The 16,032-nt window shown below is 45.5% G+C and carries 8 protein-coding genes; 3 read left to right on the top strand and 5 right to left on the bottom strand.

Annotated elements, in window-relative coordinates:
- Positions 1 to 100: 100 nt before the first annotated feature.
- The 5 genes from AC59GT_RS05210 to AC59GT_RS05190 all read right to left on the bottom strand — a co-directional run bounded on the left by AC59GT_RS05210 (position 101) and on the right by AC59GT_RS05190 (position 9,546).
- Positions 101 to 1,294 (bottom strand): PepSY-associated TM helix domain-containing protein, encoded by a 1,194-nt coding sequence (locus AC59GT_RS05210; RefSeq protein ID WP_497236641.1) that lies wholly within the window; start codon positions 1,292 to 1,294, stop codon positions 101 to 103.
- A 4-nt stretch (positions 1,295 to 1,298) separates the two neighbouring features.
- The gene (locus AC59GT_RS05205; RefSeq protein WP_497236640.1) at positions 1,299 to 3,749 is read right to left on the bottom strand and encodes a TonB-dependent siderophore receptor; all 2,451 of its coding nucleotides are present in this window, start codon (positions 3,747 to 3,749) and stop codon (positions 1,299 to 1,301) included.
- Between the two features lie 157 nt (positions 3,750 to 3,906).
- The gene (locus AC59GT_RS05200) at positions 3,907 to 4,821 is read right to left on the bottom strand and encodes a DUF4397 domain-containing protein (RefSeq protein WP_497236639.1); all 915 of its coding nucleotides are present in this window, start codon (positions 4,819 to 4,821) and stop codon (positions 3,907 to 3,909) included.
- 10 nt (positions 4,822 to 4,831) lie between these two features.
- Entirely contained in the window at positions 4,832 to 6,409 is a 1,578-nt protein-coding gene (locus AC59GT_RS05195) for a SusD/RagB family nutrient-binding outer membrane lipoprotein (RefSeq protein WP_497236638.1), read from the bottom strand.
- 11 nt (positions 6,410 to 6,420) lie between these two features.
- Positions 6,421 to 9,546 (bottom strand): SusC/RagA family TonB-linked outer membrane protein, encoded by a 3,126-nt coding sequence (locus AC59GT_RS05190; protein WP_497236637.1) that lies wholly within the window; start codon positions 9,544 to 9,546, stop codon positions 6,421 to 6,423.
- Between the two features lie 461 nt (positions 9,547 to 10,007).
- Here AC59GT_RS05190 and AC59GT_RS05185 point away from each other — a divergent pair, with 461 nt between their 5' ends.
- From AC59GT_RS05185 to AC59GT_RS05175, 3 genes are read left to right on the top strand one after another with little or no spacing between them, the layout of a single operon-like run.
- Entirely contained in the window at positions 10,008 to 11,291 is a 1,284-nt protein-coding gene (locus tag AC59GT_RS05185) for a glycoside hydrolase family 2 TIM barrel-domain containing protein (RefSeq protein WP_497236636.1), read from the top strand.
- Entirely contained in the window at positions 11,288 to 14,311 is a 3,024-nt protein-coding gene (locus tag AC59GT_RS05180) for a glycosyltransferase family 2 protein (RefSeq protein WP_497236635.1), read from the top strand. Before AC59GT_RS05185 ends, AC59GT_RS05180 begins: the two co-directional genes overlap by 4 nt.
- The gene (locus AC59GT_RS05175; protein ID WP_497236634.1) at positions 14,301 to 16,004 is read left to right on the top strand and encodes a glycoside hydrolase family 26 protein; all 1,704 of its coding nucleotides are present in this window, start codon (positions 14,301 to 14,303) and stop codon (positions 16,002 to 16,004) included. Before AC59GT_RS05180 ends, AC59GT_RS05175 begins: the two co-directional genes overlap by 11 nt.
- Positions 16,005 to 16,032 lie beyond the last annotated feature (28 nt).

Here is a 16,032-nt window from a genome sequence, read left to right as displayed (position 1 = left end):
CTTATTGGTCCCTTGAGAAAGGACCAGCATGAGATTGACCTGATTTAGTTGAGCGCTCCGGGATGAGATCCGGAGCGTTTTTTTTAGCAAACTTTGCGCTTCAGGATAATTGAAGTTCCTTTTTTGTAGATACTTTTCCCCGCTTCCTGGGTTTCCGCCGTTTACCCAACCATATCATAAAGCCTGTGACAGGCAAACTGGTGCAAACAAGGCTTGCTATAAAAGCAAGTATCTGCGTGCCCAGGCCGTATATTCTCCCGGTGTGGATATCCTTATTAGAGTTGCGCCACTTTAAGCCTAACGGCTTTTGATTGTGTTCAAGCTGATCAAATTTTTTGCCTGTGCGGCTATCGTAATAGTAATAGCTGAGATTGCGCCGGCCGTCGCCAGGGTTCTTCAGGTAAACAAAGGACATTATTGTGGCTTCGCCTTTCTCTGGTAAACTGAGCCCGATAGTTTTGTAATTTCCTTTAACTTGCTGTTGTATATCGCTTATTATTGCGTCAAGGTGATTAGCACTTGTATCTGCGACGGTAAGCGCGGGTGCTTTGCGTATTAACTGAACAGGCTTTGCTGATCCAAGCACCTGGTATATCCCCTTCTCCCACCATTTAAAAGACCAGGTAAGGCCGGTAACGGCGATGATGATGGCAATAGGCAACACATAAAAGCCAAGGCTGTTGTGTAAGTCATAATTAACGCGCTTCCATTTGGCACCCCACTTTACTGACAAGTTCTTCTTGAGTTGGCGGTAGTTCTTTGGCAACCAAAGCATGAAACCTGTTATCATCATCAGCAAAAACAGCAATATGCACGAGCCTACTATTACACTGCCAACAGGCTTAACCAATAACAGCTGCCTGTGCAATTGCTCCACCACATTAAAGAACTCGTACCTAACGTCTATTGCTCCAAGCACCTTACCCGTGTAGGGATTCACGTAAATATCTGTACGATATTTAAACTGGCTAAAGTAGCTGAGATTAATATCCTTACGCTTGTTGATTTTTGTTGCCGAAAACACATAACTATTCCCTTCTTCATTAATCCGGATATCTGTTATGAGTCTACTTTCACCAACAGCCTGCTGAGCTGTTAATAACAATTGAGAAACCGGCCTTAAAGGGCCGGTTTCTTTAACATGGACAAGGTTATGGTGGAAAAGATCAAAAAGTTCATCTTCAAAAACAAGCACACATCCTGTAGCACCAACTATTACTACAACAATCCCGGTTACGAGCCCCACCCAAAGGTGGAGCCAGGCGGCTATTGCTTTTACCCGTTTCCAGATCATCTTGTTAGAAGTTATGGGTTAAGGTAATCAGGTAGTTTGACGGTGTACCGGGGAACAGCCTGATATAATCATATCCGCCCACCCACTGTTTCTTATTGGTGATATTGTTAGCGTTGAACTGGATCTGCGACCTGCCCCAGTTGTAATACAGTGCCGCATTCATCAGCGTATAAGATGGGATAGTCTGCGTTAAGCTGATGGATAAATTTCGTTTCTCCACGTAATTTGCTCCGAACCCTACCCCTAGCCCCGTTAGTGCGCCGTTGGGAAAATTATACCTGGTCCAAACGTTGGCTGAGTTTTTTGGTGCATTCGGTTTCTGCCTGCCAACCTCCGCAGGTGTGCCGCTTTCGGTAATTTTAGCATCATTATAGGCGTAAGATGCCAGGATGCTCCAGTTTGGTAATACTCGGCCGGTGATGTCAAACTCAAAGCCCCGTGAACGCTCCTTGCCCACAGGCCTTAGCAGATCGGGGTTGTTAGGATCATTTGCATTGTACAAGGTGTTCTTTTGCTCAATCTGGTAAATGGCAGTAGTAATACTCAACCTGTCATCAAACCAGCTGCTTTTTGCCCCGAACTCAACCATATTGCTGGTTACCGGGTCAAAAGGGCCACCTGCGTTAGGGTTGGCCAAATTTGCAGCAGTCTGTGGGTTGTAGCCCATTACGTACGAACTATATAGGTTAATGTTTTTGGTAGCCGTATAAACCAGGCCAAAACGCGGCAGCCGTGCACTTGAGTGGGTTTTTTTTTCGGTGGCAGTAGCATAGTTTACAAAATCGGTATAGTACTCGTACCGTACGCCTAATAAGGCCTGAAACCTGCCTAATTTTATTTGATCCTGTACATAACCGGCATTCAGATAATAATAGGTAGGCCCCAGCGTCGTCGGCGCAAAAAATGCTTTACTATCGTCCTGCAACCGCTGGGAATTTAAAGGATTACTCAGGTCAAAAGATGGTATGTTCGGTACAGGGTTGCCTTTGCTATCCCTCATGTACTTCAAGCTGTCTTTAACAACATAATTTGCAATGGTGCCCGTGTTTGCAGCATTTCGGTATCCTGACGCGGTGAGCTGCGAGGCGCCAACCGGCATTTTTTCGCTGCCGTAGTCATAGCCTGCAACAATCTTATGCTCCGCGGCACCTGTTTTCACCTGGTAGTTAAGATAGCCGCTCAGGTTATCTATATAACGCTTCCTTTTTCGTTGAAAAACCTGCATTGCCACCAGGTTGTGGATATCTGCACCTATTCTGTTCTTTGCATACGCGTTGGCGCTTCTGTGCTCATATAAATCTTCGGTATACCCGGTTTTTGAATAGGCCAGGTTAAAGCTCAGGTTATCATTAAACCGGTGATTTGCAGAAAGGGTGATGATGTATGTTTGCTCGTTTAAAAAGTCATTTGCAGTAGAGAGTGCCAGCGACTGCGGAGTTGAATAAAGGTCGTCGCCTATAACAGACTGCCCCCTGTCTAACCGAGAGCGGGAACTGTTGTACACCATATCAAAGTTGATGCGCGTCTTTTCAGATGCAACAAACGAAAGAGAAGGTGCAACAACAATATTTTTGTCAAACTGCAGATCGCGGAAAGAATTGGCATCTTCATAACCCAGGTTAAGACGATAAAGCAGTGAGCTGTCTTTAGATGCCGGACCGGTAAAATCTGCCAATCCGCGGAAGGTGTTAAAACTTCCTAACGACATGCTGATTGAACGCCGGGTCTCGTTCAATGGCTTTTTTGTTACCCTGTTTACTACGCCGCCCGGGCTCGCATTGCCGTACAAGGCTGATGACGGGCCTTTAAGAACCTCAACACGCTCGAGATAATTGGTAAGTGGCTGTTTCCAGAACCCGGTGCTGGTGCGCAAGCCGTTAACCAGTTGCGTATTGCTCTGGCCGTTAACCCTGAAGCCGCGGATGGTAAGATCATCATAAAATGTAAATTGGTTAACGCCGCTAAAATTTTTCACAACGTCTCCTACCCTGATGGCACCCTGGTCTGCCATTAGTTCTTTACTGGCGTAGGATACAGATTGCGGGAGGTCCTTAATGTCTGTTTCTGTTTTATTGCCGATAAAGGTTGATTTCGTTTTATAGGTCTTTTGCTTCCGGCCGGTAATTTCTACCTGTTGTAGCGAGGATGAATTTGCGGTGAGCGATGTGTTAAACTTAGCCGTACCGCCAGCCACAACAGTAATTTGCCTGGTAGCAGGGAGATAGCCTGTGAAAGTAACACGGATGCTGTAATTACCAGGGGTAACCTGCAAATGGTAAAAACCTTTAAGATTAGTAGCTGCGCTTATTGTTGTGCCTTCTACCAGCACGGTGCTGCCGGGCAGCGGTTCGCCCTTTTCGTCGGTTATGGTTCCACTGATAGTGGCTGTAGATTGTGAGAAAACCTTAAAGGAGATTAGACTAAAGATGAAAATAAGTAGAGATAAACGGATCATGGTATTGTATAGGGGTTAGATGATGTTATTGTCACCGCAAATCTATGTTTATTTAGACTAATTACAAATAATAATGAAAAGTAGCCCGTATGGCCTTTAAACCTAGATTTAAACAACAAAGGCGCCTTGCAAGGCGCCTTTGTAAAAATGTGAGTTATTACTTGTTGGTATAGTAAGTAATACCCGGGGCGTTGTAGTATATTTCCGGTGCACGGGTATTTGGATCGCTAAGCGGCAACTTAGGCCGGTCGCTTGCCTTTAGTACAATGCTGGTACCCGGTACAGCGTAGTCCGCAGCAAGACCACGGGCTATAACGGTATAATACCTGCCGGGTGCCAGAGGAATATCAGCAGTAATTGCTCCCAGCGTTGTAGTAGTTCCGCCTAAATACAGTTGTAATTTGTAGTTGGTAGTACTTGCTGCATTTACATCTACAGGTGTAAAATCGGTAACGGTGGTGTAGGTACCTGCACTAACAAGCTTTTTAGTTGTGGCAGTACCGCCCGAAAGAGTGAAAGTGCCATATACATCAAGTGCCGAGCCGTTAGGTATCATGTGCGCAAAGCGGATAAAAGCCTTGCTGGCAACAGGCGCCGGAAATTTGTCTTCTACTACCTTAACTGAAGTAGTACTACCTGTAGCACTTGGCAAGCCAATTAGGAAAGCCGAATAAGCCCCTCCGTCTGAAGTAGTTTGGTTCACCTCGCCTACTACTGTAGCGGGAGATACTGTTTGCCTGCTTTTTAATACAGGCGACGGGGTAGCGGTAGCAAATACAATATTGGTATTACCAGAGCTTACATTAAGGTAATTACTCCCGGGAAAAACAGATAAGTAAGGAAAACCCGTAGTGATTGAGGTGGGTACTTCTGCATCTGTAACCGAGTAAGTTGTTGAAGCCGAAACTTTGACGCCATTAATGCGCCCCTCAACCGCTGGTACGCCCGGTGCAACGTGTATTAACTTTATCTGTGCGCCGGTAACAGGTTCGCCGGGCTGTTTAATTGTTGTTTTGGTACAGCCTGTGATGGCCAAAAGCAAGCCGCAGGCAATATATAGTGTACTTTTCATTTAGATTGTTTTAAGGTAAAATAAACCACGGTTTTTTGGTGTGATAGTCCGGGTTAAGGGCCCCTATTTGTTGAAGAGCTGGTACGTTCCAGATGTATTCAGAGTTGTAACGCGGCCTTAACAGGTAAACCTGTTTGCCTGCATTATCGGGGTAAATAGTAGTAGGCTTTACATACCCCTGGAACACAGATGTATTGTATTCATACCTCCGCAGATCAGCCCACGCCTCTGGTGCGCCCCACACAAATAGCGAAATAAACTTTTGCTGCATTATATCACTAATTTGCAGCTGTCCGGCACTTTGACGAACAGATGGGCCAGCCATATATTTATCTATATTAGCCTGAGAGATATACTTTTGTGTACCTGTTAATGAGCTTGCAATTGGCGGGTTGCTCACAAAGTCTAAACTGGCGGCAATCCCCTTCTTGTAAGCTGCATAAGCACCTTCCGCATCTCCCTTTTTATATAATGCTTCTGCCACAAAAAACTGTACTTCAGGATAGGTCATCAGCACTCCGCGAGAGTTGTCGTTAAAGATGTACTTAGCAGCAGCTGTTGCGGCGTTTGCCGTAGTAGCCCCGGCCATTGCAGGTATAGAGGTGTTCGCGTCGGCTGTATTAGGGTCACCCAGCGGTGCTACAACGCCCCGGTAAGCACGGTCTTTACTCCTGCTCAGCAATAATGGTAGCCGCGGGTCGGCAAGTGTGTCCTGTGTTGCAGAACCTGCCAGAATACGACCGTCCAGCAGCTTAACCATAAAGTCCGACTGGCGAAAGCTAGGCAGGTTTGCACGTGTTGGTCCCCAAAAGTTAGCATCCCCGGATTGCGATCCGGTACATTGTACGCTTGCGTTATCGGCGTTGCTGGTAAATGAACTATCGGCATACATCTTAACCATATCCGGCTTAAAAGAGCTCTTATTGCTGATATGAAGCATGTTTTGCGCCAGTATAGCGTATACAAACTTTATCCACTTTTTGCGGTCACCATAGTACATATAATCACCTTTGGCCAGATCGGCACCTACGGTTTGCCCGTCGGTTTTTACTGCGAGGTTAAGGTAATTGAGTGCTAACTGGCAATCTTTAACCACTTCGGCGTATACAGCCTCAGGCGCATCATAGTTAAAGGTTAATTTGGTGGGGTCGTAAGCTTCTTTCACGATCATGTAATCATACTCATCCGATCCGTTCTGCCATCCCCATGCACGGAGGGCCCAGGCTACGCCAATGTAGTCGTACTTGTTTTTGGCTGTGGCATCCTGCAGCATAAGGCCAACGTTTTGACCAAGGCTAAAGTAAACAGTACGCCACATTTCGCCACCTGAGTCGCTGCCGGGAGCATATCCCTCCTGGTCCCATATGTTGTTAGCTGTAGGCGCCCCCCATATTTGCGAATATTGCCCAATGTAGCGGCTGTCATACCAGTTACCCCTTGCCATACCAGCAAGCATAGGCGGCAGTAAAGTGCTTGCATCTACACTGGTTGGCGCGTTAGGGTTATTATTTATATCGATATATTTTTTACAACTGCTTGCAAGGCTAAGCCCAATTAAAGCAGTGAAGGTGTATATTATTTTTTTCATGAGTTATAAGCTTATAGTTTCACCCTTAAACCAACAGAAATGGTGCGGGGCGTGGCTAGTGTACCATAATCAAAGCCGGCAGAGCCGGAACCCCTTGTGGAAGAGTTGTTACCGTTTACATCCGGGTCGGCGCCTGAATAGTTGGTGATAAGAAATACGTCCGTAGCTGTTAAGAATAAGCTTGCAGATTTAAATACCTTTTGACGGGACAGCACGTTTTGCGGCAGGTTATAGTTTAAAGTGACGTCACGCAGCCGTATCCAGTTAATATCATGTTCCACAAAGTCAGATTCGATAGCACCTGAGTAATAGGTATTTTGATAGTATGGTGTCACCTGTATAGTATTTACCGTAGGATTGTCGGTGTTCTCGTTACCATCTTTCAGCACCCCCGGTATAATGCGGGCCTGCATCCTGTCTTGCGTACGTGTACTTAAACCATAACGTGTCAGGAACAATTCATTACCGTTAAACACGTCCCCGCCTTTACGTATGTCCAACAGGAATGAAAGGCTCAAAGATTTATAATTGAATGTATTCCCCAAACCAATAGTAAAATCTGGCTGGCGGTCGCCAACGGTGACAAAGGCGTTGTTTGATACAGGCAACCCGCTGGATGGATCTACCAATATCTGTCCTTTGTTGTTGCGGGCATAGCTATAAGCGGCAATATTGGTAAGGCTGCTGCCCGGGAACAAACTGGCGCGTGCGTTGGCATACATCCACGTGTCGGAATTGTAATATTCCGGCAGGTTACCCAAGTTGATCACTTTGCCGCGATTAAGCGTAAAGTTTAAAAATGTATTCCAGGTGAAATTTGTGGTTTTAACGGGTATACCGGTTATTTGCGCTTCCACGCCACGGTTGCGGATCTCGCCGCCGTTAACCAGCTCCAGTATATAGCCCGATGCATAACTTATCCGCGGATCAAATATCTGGTCGGTTGCGCGGTATTGGTAAAAGCTAAAGTCGGTACCTAAACGGCCACCGAAGAACTGTAGTTCCGCGCCAAAATCAAGCTGATAATCTTTTTCAGGACGCAAGTTAGGGTTGTTACCGGTAACATCATATGCGAAACCGCCGCCTGTAGTTGCCTGCTGTATAACGCTGGACTTGATCTTGTAAGGCGCGTATGGGTCTTTACCTACACCTGCGTAGGAAAACCTTAACTTACCATAAGACAGCACCTTGTTGTTTTTAAGCCCCGGCAATTCGGTAAAGATGAAACCCGCGCCGAAGGAAGGATAAAAGAAGGTATTGTTATTAGTGCCTGACAGTCGTGAGGAGTAATCATTACGACCGGTAGCATTAATGGTGATCATCTCTTTATACACCACACCCAAACGGGCTATTTCTCCAATACGCCTGGTCTCAAAAAAGTTGCTTGAATTTCTTTGCGTAGTTGGTGTAGTATTATTAATAGTGTTAAAGTCCGGCTGCAGGAACTTCTCACCGTAGAAACCGTTTATTTGGTCGCGGTTGTCGTAAACCTCAGCACCCAGCGCAAGCGTTGTACGGAAATCGCCGAAATTCTTTTTCAACGTGGCGAATAACGACCCATTGGTAAGCAGATTGTTATCGTTGTAGTTATCTATAATACCACCTGTTGCTATACCGTTAGTAGACGCAAAGCTATTAAGCGGAGAGTTTTGGTACGACGAACTATACTGACTCAGCAGGTTGTTACCATTGGTGGTATAAAAATCCACGCCGACTAAAGCTCTTAAATTAATCCAACTAGCTGGATCGTAAGACAGATCTACATTGGCAACCATCCTGTTGGTTTTGTCGCGGCTGATGTTTTTGTTGGCATCCCACAGCGGATTGTCAAAATCTATTGTACCATCGGCAGTAACATTGGTAAGCTTTGGCGGCAACAAAGTACGGCGGCTACCATCCGGGTTGAGGTAGTTGCGCACATCATCATTAGTGGGCCAGGCCAGCGCGTTAATGTAAGTACCCGAGTTACCCTTGTTAAGCTTGCGGTTATCGATATTAAAATAGTTAAAACTGGCGCTGCTGGTTAGTTTTGGTGCCAGCTTTGCAGAACCGGCAAAGCGCAGGGATATCTTATCGTTGTAAGCTACCGGCAGCACACCACCTGTATGGCGATATTCGGCAGAAATGCGATAAGTTGCAGTTTCGTTACCGCCCTCCATTGCCAGGTTATGCTGTTGCGAAAAACCTGTTTGAAAAATGTTCTGCAAGTTATCATAGGTCTGTGTTCCCGGTGCGTATGCCGGTCCAAAGGCTGTTCTCACCAATGGATCCAGGTTACCCGACGATCCTGGCCCATAAATCTTCTGCACTGCCGGGAAACGGTAAGCATTAGAGAAACTAAAGTTATTATCGTATGTGAGCGCCCCGTTGCCGCTACGGCCCTTTTTGGTGGTAATAACAATAGCACCGCCTGCTGCATCTGAACCGTATACAGCGGCTGCATCAGCACCCTTTAGAACGGTAATAGTTTCAATGTCATCAGAGTTAATATCCGCTATGCGATTGGTGAAGTCCTGACGGCGGTTATCGCCGTTTGATGCCAGTGAGCTTTGACTTAAGGCGTCGTTGTTAACCCGTATACCATCTATTACAAACAAGGGCTGATTACTGTTGCCTATTGAGGTAATACCCCTCAACACAATAGAAGACGATGCACCCGGCTGGCCGCTGGTACTGGTGATGGTGGCACCCGCCACCCTGCCTTGTAAAGCGTTCACAAAGTTTTCACGTTGGGTAGCCTGCACGGCCGAACCCTTAATCACCTGTACCGATGATGTAAGGTCGCGTTTTTCCTGCTTTACACCAAAACCTGTGGTAATGACTACTTCCTGCAGGGTACGGGTATCAGCCTGCAACACCACGTTGATAACGCTTTCTGCGCCTACCACACGTTCTGCTGCTACTGTACCTAAAAAGGTGTATACCAGTGTTTGCCCTGTTGTGGCATTAATGCTGTACTTACCGTTGGCATCAGTTGCTACAGCGGTTGTTGTCCCCTTGATCTTAACCGTTGCGCCGGGGATAGTCTCGTTGTCGGCGGCAGAGGTTACTGTACCGGTTATTGTTTTGGTTTGCGCCATTACCTGCAGGGCACAACAATTAACCAACAGTAGAAGGATAAGTAGATGTTTCCTCATACAATTATTTTAAAATGTAAAATGATATAATTTGAAATATCAGGAAACTAATTTTAATTAGCAAATCACCAAACGCAAATTATTTTCATCACACTAAGATAAAGGCAAATAACATAGCAATGTATTAGGATTGTTACCGACGAGAACTGAGATTACATTTCGCGTCAAAATCAACAGCGGGAAGTAAATAAATATAGGTTGCAAGATTCTTGGTGCTCTGGGAATCATTATTAAAGGTGCCGAATAACACCGTCAAGTATGTTTTGCTTAACCGCAAAATCCTCCTTTTCTTTGTGATAATATTGTTCATGAAGTATTATATTTAGCTCTTCAATGCAAACGATATATCAAAAATCAACGCTGTTTCAACCTTATTTATCCCTTTTACGTAAGTACCCTGTAATTACCCGTTGATGATTAAAACCTTTACAAAACCTTTTATTTTCCGGCTGAGTATTTTTATGATTGTTGTCGCAGCTGTCGTCAGCTGCAATACTGACAGTGCCGACCATACCCGCAACCGCACTGTTTATATAAAAAAGGAAAACAACAAATACACGATGTACCGTAATGGTAAACCGTTCTTTGTAAAGGGAGCTTCGGGATTTACTAACCTAAAGGCGCTTTACGAAAGTGGCGGCAACACCATCCGCACATGGGATACGGCTAACCTAAAGCCTATATTGGATTCGGCACAAGCCAATCATCTTGCGGTAGTTGTTGGGCTCCCTTTGCCGCCCAGCGATGACATTTCGGGTTTTTATGGTGATGGCGCTAAGGTTAAGGCCAACTTACTAGCACTTACCAAGTTTGTAAACCGTTACAAAAATCATCCAGCTGTACTGGCCTGGTGCCTGGGCAACGAATTGGCTTTTCCGTTGAAACCAAATTATAATGCATTTTATACCACGTTTGGTGACCTGGTGAACACCTTTCACCGGATTGATCCTAACCACCCGGTTACTACTACGGTAATGTCGTTCCAAAAAAAGAATCTTACCAACATCAAGCTCAGGACCAATATCGACTTTGTTTCCTTTAACATTTTCGGGGCTATCGCTACCCTTAAGAAAAATCTGGATGATTTTAACTGGTTTTGGGACGGGCCGTTCCTGATTACCGAGTGGGGCGTTGAAGGACCGTGGGTATACCAAAGCCAAAACATCTGGGGTTCATACGTAGAAGATGCCAGTTCAAAGAAAGCGGAGCAGTACATGTCTATTTACAAAAATTACATGCCTGCAAATAATTCCAGGTTTTTGGGCTCCATGGTGTTTTACTGGGGCCAAAAGCAGGAGTTTACCCCAACCTGGTTCAGCTTATTTGACGAGCTTGGGTACAAAACTGAAGCTGTTAACGTAATGCAGAATATTTGGACGGGTAAAAAAGCTACAGCTCACGCACCCGACATTAAGTTTACGCTGGTAAATTATAAAGGCGCGCACGACAATATTCTTTTAAAAACAAATACCGAATATCCTGCCGCCGTTTATATAAATGGCACCAACAACGGCCACCTGAGCTACAAATGGAAACTGTACAAAGAAGACTGGTATAAGCCCAATAGAACTTTCAGAGAGGATAAGCCGATTGAGATAACGAACTCCATAAAAGGCTCTGGAGACGAGATCAGGTTCACCGCTCCATCGCAGGAAGGCCCTTACCGCTTATTTGTTTACGTTTATAATGAACGCGGCTATGTTGCTACATCAAATACCCCTTTTTACGTGCTGTCCAATCCATGAGTGTAAAGCCAGTTAAAAACCCGACGCGCCAGCAGCAAATTACATTACGGTTGATGATCGTGATGGGTTTTATATGCATGGGCTTTTTCATGGATAGCTTACTCAGGAATAAAGTTGTAGGTTATCGTCCGCTGTATTGGTTACTGATAACCACATTCGTTTATACCTTTTTTAAGATCCTTTACGAGTGGTATCACTACTGGGCAATTAAAGTACCGGTAACACCTCCAACCACCAGGCAATACACGGTAGACATTTTCACTACTTTTTTTAAGGGCGAACCTTATGAAATGATTATTGAAACGCTAACCGCTATACAAGCCATTACCTATCCGCACGAAACTTACTTATGCGATGAGGCTGACGACCAGTACCTAAAAGGCATTTGTAAAGAGCTGGGTGTTCACCACGTTACACGTACTATTAAGGTTGATGCTAAAGCAGGCAATATTAATAACGCTCTGCGCCAGTCTAAAGGTGAGTTGTGCGTTGTGCTGGATCCTGACCACGTACCGTTCCCGAACTTCCTTGACCCTATTGTGTCTCATTTTGACAACCCCGAGGTAGGGTATGTACAGGTGGTACAAGCTTACTATAACCAGGATACCGGCTGGATTGCTAAAGGCTCTGCACAGCAAACCTATCAGTTTTACGGGCCTATGATGATGTGCATGAACAGCTACGGTACCGTGCAGGCAATAGGTGCAAATTGTACCTTCAGGCGTACCGCGCTGGAATCAATTGGCGGGCACGCAGCAGGCTTGGCGGAAGATATGCACACCGCAATGCAGATGCACGCCAAAAACTGGAAATCTGTTTATGTACCCCAGGTACTTGCACGCGGCCTGGTGCCGGCCACTCTTTCCGCCTATTATAAACAGCAGATCAAATGGTCGCGCGGTGTGTTTGAGTTACTGGTGACATCTTATGTAAAGCTTTTCACCAAGTTTACCTGGCGGCAAAAGCTCCATTACGGGTTATTGCCGTTGTTCTACCTTTCCGGCTTCGTGTTTCTTATTAACTTCTGCATTCCGGTTATATCCCTCTTTGCCGATGTTTATCCGCTTAAGATAGATTTTTCTGATTTCCTTGTGATCAGCATACCCTTTATCACGTCGGTTGTGTTGATAAGGCACTACGTGCAGCAATGGGTGATGGAAGACGAAGAACGTGGCTTCCACATTGTTGGGGGGCTGCTGCTTATCGGTTCGTGGTGGGTGTTCATACTCGGTTTCCTCTATACCATCATCAGGAAAAATGTACCCTACATACCTACGCCCAAGGACATACGGGAAGAAAAGAACCTGGGTATTAACATGCCGAACATTGCTGTTATAGTAATATCAGTAGCGGCGATTTTCTACGGCCTGTATAACGATTGGAATCCTTTTACCTTTTTTATGGCCGGCATTGCCAGCCTTAACTGCCTGTTTATGGCTTTTATGCTCATGGCCAGTTCAGAGCTCAAGTTTAAGGAATACTCTAAGAACCACTACGTGGTATCAAGTACCTACAGCTACGTAAAGTACTTTAAAAAACGTTTCTGGTTATTGCGCAGGCAAATATACGCCGGTATAAGGCGGGTAAGCCTGTTGGTTACCGTGTTGGTTATATGCACCTGTATTTACATTGCAAAGCAGTCAGACGAGAACACCGTGCAGGTTTCTGCAACGCCGCCGGGCATCAAAATAAGCAAATCCTCCCCGGCGGACGGTAATACACTGCTCAATTACACCCACGTTGATAAAGCCGGAGTGCTGCGTGTTATGGGCCAGCAAAACAGCAAACCCGTTAACGCAACAGATACTCTTGCGGCAGACAACATTAATGTAGATTCGCTTATACAGGTAAACGCTGCAGCACGTACGCCTAAGTATTACCCCGAAACTAAGGGCGTAATTTATACCAAAGGGCAGTTCTGGTTTAAAAACCTTTTCCCCCTTAACAAGCAAACTATAGAGCGTGATTTTGACGAGATGAAGGTTGTAGGCGTAAATACGGTTAAAATTTACGGACCAAACATTTACGACCACATTACTTTTGATGTAGCACGGCAAAAAGGGGTAAAAATTGACTACAGTTTTTGGATCCCCTACCCTTCGGCATTTATATATGACACCAGCGTACTTGACGATCTGGAAAAAACAATAGTTAAGACCGTAAAGGATAACAAGGGTAATAAAGCCATTCACGCTTGGAACATAGGTAATAATGCTTTACAGCAGTTGACTGATTACTATGCAGCATCGCAATTGCCTTACGCCCAGTACAACTACATACTATGGGTTAAAAAACTGGTAAAATCCATTAAAGCGGCGGATAGCAGCCGGCCGGTTACTATAGATCTTACCGCTGGCCCTACCGTTGATGAATCTATGGCGGTAATGCATGCACAGGTGCCGGAGCTTGACGCGTTTGGTTTAATTGTAGGCGACAGGGCAGCTTTAACAAAGGTTAATACAAACTTAAAAGCACCGTATTTCTACAGCAGTTTAAACCCCAAAGCCATGCAAAGCCTTCCGCTACCTGCTGGTGGTGTGTTCTATGCCAACTGGCAGGACCAAAAAACAGCATCTATAGTAACGTTTGACGGGCTGAAGGACATTTGGGGGCGCAACAAGCCTTACTTAGGCCTGATAAGCGCCAGCTGGCACGGCGGTGTTGCCTACAAAGCCCTGCCACCTGTTAAAATACTGAGGCCGGCATTAACAGCAAAAGGCGGCAACAGCTTGCCGTACAACGCTATGGTTTATAGCGGAGATAAATGGAACTTAGCGGTAGACTCTGCCAGGAGTATGACCTTTGAGTGGTACCTGGTACGTACTAACGGCTGGGGTAAACCTGTGGACATACAGGAAGTGGGCAAAGGCCCGAGAGTATACGTAACCATACCATGGAATATGCAGTCGTACAGGCTTTACCTTATAGCAGCAAAAGGCAATGATATTGTTGATGCAAGCTCTATTCTGAACCTTCCGCTTAACGACGATATAAAAGCAGATAAGAAAAGTGAAAAATAAGGCAACCAGGTTTTACATTATTCTTGGCACCATTGCGGTTATTTTGATAGCAGCGTTTGTATTTGCAAGACCGTTAATTGGCTCTTACCTGGTTAACGATTGTTACAAAACTACGCAACCGGTAGTAGCCCTGTTTGACAGGAACAAGCCCGGTGAAAACCGGACGCTTGGTAATATTGAGCATTACGACGTAGTTTTAAAAAATACCGCATTTTGGTTTGACGACAAGCTGCTTAAAGAGGCTTTGACTAACCATGATGTGTTGATCACCATTGAAACCTGGCTTAAAGGCCCATCAGGCGACCGCAGTGTGCTTGACGCTGTGAACGAAGGAGATTTTGATGGTAAATTTACAAAGCTGGCCAGGCTGGTAGCAAAAAGCGGTCACCAGGTATACATACGCTGGGCGCCTGATATGGAAGTGAACGCGTATATCTATCCCTGGCAGCTCCATTCTTCTACCGACTATATTGCTGCCTTTAACCATGTAGCTAAGTTAATGAAGCAAGATGCTCCCAAAGTAAAAATTGTTTGGGGCCCATCCGGCTATCCGGGAGATACAGAATACTGGCCGGGCCTTGCTCATGTTGATTACGCGAGCATAACCCTTGGCAGCCCGTCGGAGTACAGCACAACCTCTTACCCCTTTGCTAAAACCATACCTGATATGCTAAAGGCAAAACTGCACAGGCTAAGGTTTTTAAATGTTCCGGTTTTAATAATTGGTGCCGATGATGGTGCAAAGGGGTATTTTAGGCAAGAATGGCTAACCAACCAGCTTGCGTATATGAACGAGTACGCTAATACGGTTTATTCGCCTGTAAACTACATCACCAAAGACCGCCCCAAGCCTAAGCGTACAACTTTGCAGATAGGAGCTTTTGACCCAAACCGCAAGCTCATTCATCAGAAGCAAATAACTATTGAGCACATTTTTGTAGACTTGGGTGATGTGCAACGGGGTACTTTCGAAAAAACCTTTATGGAGATTGTGAACCGCCACCGTGATGTAATAGTTACCATGGAGCCATGGCGAGACACTACCGGCAGAACAGATAGCGTGGTTACCAGCAGCATTCTGGCAGGCAAGTACGATAAGGTGATAAGGGAGCTGTTCAGGGTGCTGGCATTAACAAACCAGAAAGTATTACTACGGTGGATGCACGAAATGGAGATACCTATACACCGTTACGCCTGGCAAAGCCAGGATCCTGCTGAATATATAGAAGCCTACCGCTACTTTATGCTGTTTGAAGGAGGCCCGCCAAAAAATGTTAAGAAAGTTTGGGGCCCGGCAGGTGACAGGGGCTCAATAGATTTTTGGCCAGGAGATGACGTGGTAGACTTCATCAGCGTTGCTATCTACGGCCTGCCAGACAAGAACATTACCGACCCAAACAAACAGGAATCGTTCAGCAGCGCGTTCAACCGTAAATACTACCGGATGCGGTTTTCAGATAAGCCAATCTTCATTACTGAATTTGGTGTAAAAGGCCCCGAAGCATACCAGGACAAATGGCTGGCCGGTGCTGCTAAAACCATAAACGATAATCCTCATGTTTTTGGGGCATGCTACTTTAACCTGTATGACAACCCAAAAGCATGGGGTAAAATAAAGGCACCGGACTGGAGCATCTCAGCTCGTTCTATGGCTAAGTTTACAGCGCAGTTAAAAAATGTAGAGGTACGTTAATAAATAGCTTAATGTTATTTAACCTGCA

Source organism: Mucilaginibacter sp. 320_HR (genome assembly GCF_059691875.1).
This window is presented reverse-complemented; position numbering and strand designations above follow the sequence as displayed.